Genomic DNA, 2,639 nt, shown 5'->3' on the forward strand with positions numbered 1-2,639 from the left:
TAGATGAGACGGGTACACTAATCACTGTTAGCTCTAGCAATCCGTTGCCTGTCGCGCAAACTGTTGGCGGCACAGCGGTTGGCTCTAGCAATCCGTTGCCTGTCGCACAAACTGACGGCCTAGCTGTTTCAGGCACAGCAACAAGCGCGGCAGTATTGTTCACAACGTCAATGTTGAATTATGAGAGCATCACTGTTCAAGTAACTAGCGCGGGTACAGGTTGCACTATTACTTATGAGACAAGTGATGATAATTTGAATTGGGTTAGCACAAGTGGATTAACTACTAACTCCATAGGGAATCAGTCAACTTCTATAATATCAACAACAGCACTAATGATACAGTTTTCGCGCAAAGGATTGTATTTTAGGGCGCGTGTCAGCACTTATAGCTCAGGTACAGTTACAGTCGTTGGAACACTATCTAAAGCACCCATTGTTACCACGATGGGTGCTATTTACAGCGTACATGCAGAAGCAAATGGAGTCTCCACTGGCACGTTTGGCATCACTGCAGAAGGAAGAACATCAAGCAAAACACCTGTAAATAATGCTCAATTTGTACGCCCGATTGCGACAACTGATGGCAGATTAGTTACTCGTCAAAACTCAATACCTGAAAACGAATGGCAATATGCTGCGGCTAGTGGTGGCATCACCGATACTGCTAATGTTGTTTTGCAAGCTGCGGCAGGTGCGAACATCAAAAACTATTTAACAGGTTTGAGTGTTGCTAACGCTAACGCCACAGCGTCAGAAATAGTTATTAAAGACGGTGCATCAACTGTTATTTGGCGTATGTATTTAGCTGCAAATGCTCCGATTAAAAGTATTATATTCAGTACACCACTTCAATCTTCTGCAAACACAGCACTCAACGTAGCTTGTATCACAACAGGCACACAAACCTACATTAACGCACAGGGGTATAAAGCACCATGATTTATAATATTTTGGTTGAACAGAATGGCAAGTTTGTTGCTACTGGTGAAACAGTTGAATGCGAGTTTGAAGAAACTCAAGAGGTCATTGAAGATTTACAAGCTGAGCGTGGTTGTTGTTGTGCGCTAGAAGCAGTTGGTGAATAGCTATAGTCTAGCTGAACGCATTAACAGCGATGTTAATGCGTCAGTCACTTACAAAACAGACTTACAGCAATACGGCAAGCCTGAGCATTGGTGTTTACCTACCGCATTTGGCGATTGTGAAGATTATGCTTTGCTCAAGCGTAAGTTGCTGCTAGAACAAGGTTGGCCAAGCGACAAACTAGGTTTGTGCGTGTGCTATATGCCCGATGGAGGTGGTCATTGTGTGTTGTGGGTTGATACAGACAAAGGCAGTTTTATTTTAGATAATAATTACAACTGGCCTATAAGTCCTGTTGAGTTACCCTACACATGGGAGTCAATGCTATGCAATGGCAAATGGTTAAAGTTATTAGCTTGGCAGTAATGCTGTCGGCTTGCACGACAAGTAACACGCTAAAGCCCGTGCTTGGTGGGGAGTCATATACCCCTAATGGTTGGGTGCAATATTGCAAAGATAACCCAGATGAGTGTGTACAACAAAATAGTTTGTAGAATTGTTATACATGATTATGCGTCACTAATGACGTAAAAAACTACGTCAATTAGGACGCATATACTGTGTTATACACCAAGTTTAAAAAGTGTATCGGATAGGTCGTTTATGAGTTTTAGCTCAATGTTGTTGTCTTTCCGTTCTATAACAAAATCAGGTCTGCTACTGCGTATTGTATTAGAAAACAGGTTTACACTTATTTTTCCGCTTGGGTGAAAGTACCAATTACCTGTTTTCTTATAACCAGAGTTTATTAGCGCATCAGCCGTAATAAATTCTTTCATCGCCTTAACTCCCATTCATCGTAAAAAGTGTATAACATCACAATCAAGCAGGAACGCACCCTAGCTGATTACTGTGTTTTAAACAAATCTTGGCAACATTGCCATGCTTACATCAAAGAGGGTGCGTCCTCTTATTGCCTGTGTTAGATACTACTTGGCAAGAATAACCCAATCTTCGGCAAGCATATCTGTTTGACTGCATAGCCAAGCCACAAGTTTATTATCAGCAGTTTTCATAAAAACTGTATCGGCTAGTGTCGGTTCGCCAACATATTCACCGTAGCCAAGTTTTAATGCGCTTGCTAGAGTGTTGCTGCCTTGTACTAAAGTCAAAAACATTCCTTTACCATTCCAACCTTCACGCATAACATGATAACCTGATTTTAAGTGTGCGATTGCCTCACCAAAGTTAAGGTTTTTAATTTGTGTATTTCCAGTAGTCATAATCAATACTCCGAAGCGTCAAAGGTGCTTCAAACCTATAATTCATCGTTAAAAGTTAGCGTATCTAACATCAAACTCAACAAGGACAACGCCCCACACAATCATCACAAGTTTTAGATGTTGTTAGGGTCGTTGCCTGTTAGTGTAATAGTTAGGTTTTAATCTATGTATCCATAAAATTTAGCCCACGCCTTGTTTGTCCTAAAAAACAACTCATCCAGTTCTTTTCCGATTTTAGATGCTTGTTTTCTAAGCTCTCGTACTCTACAAATTAGCTCTTCATCTGTTTTTAACCCACTTGGTATAACACAAATTTTTCCTTTTATTCTCT

At 40.8% G+C, this 2,639-nt stretch carries 5 protein-coding genes; 3 read left to right on the forward strand and 2 right to left on the reverse strand.

What is annotated here, in order from left to right; genetic code table 11:
- The 3 genes from Q0212_RS10865 to Q0212_RS10875 all read left to right on the forward strand — a co-directional run.
- Nucleotides 1-941: hypothetical protein (locus Q0212_RS10865; RefSeq protein WP_297925356.1), on the forward strand; the 941-nt coding region annotated here is incomplete at its 5' end.
- A complete protein-coding gene (locus Q0212_RS10870; RefSeq protein WP_297925358.1) occupies nt 938-1,087 on the forward strand; it encodes a hypothetical protein in 150 nt (49 codons plus the stop codon). The genes Q0212_RS10865 and Q0212_RS10870, both read left to right, overlap by 4 nt.
- On the forward strand, nt 1,080-1,451 hold the full coding sequence (locus tag Q0212_RS10875; RefSeq protein ID WP_297925361.1) for a transglutaminase-like cysteine peptidase: 372 nt from the start codon (nt 1,080-1,082) through the stop codon (nt 1,449-1,451). The genes Q0212_RS10870 and Q0212_RS10875 overlap by 8 nt, the downstream gene beginning before the upstream one ends.
- 197 nt (nt 1,452-1,648) lie before the next feature.
- On the opposite strand, the gene Q0212_RS10880 is transcribed toward Q0212_RS10875, so the two are convergent.
- Both Q0212_RS10880 and Q0212_RS10885 read right to left on the reverse strand, forming a co-directional pair.
- On the reverse strand, nt 1,649-1,864 hold the full coding sequence (locus tag Q0212_RS10880; RefSeq protein ID WP_297925363.1) for a hypothetical protein: 216 nt from the start codon (nt 1,862-1,864) through the stop codon (nt 1,649-1,651).
- Between the two features lie 150 nt (nt 1,865-2,014).
- On the reverse strand, nt 2,015-2,308 hold the full coding sequence (locus Q0212_RS10885) for a DUF2829 domain-containing protein (RefSeq protein ID WP_297925366.1): 294 nt from the start codon (nt 2,306-2,308) through the stop codon (nt 2,015-2,017).
- Between the last annotated feature and the right edge of the window lie 331 nt (nt 2,309-2,639).

This window comes from uncultured Agitococcus sp. (genome assembly GCF_937920075.1).
Classification (GTDB): domain Bacteria; phylum Pseudomonadota; class Gammaproteobacteria; order Pseudomonadales; family Moraxellaceae; genus Agitococcus.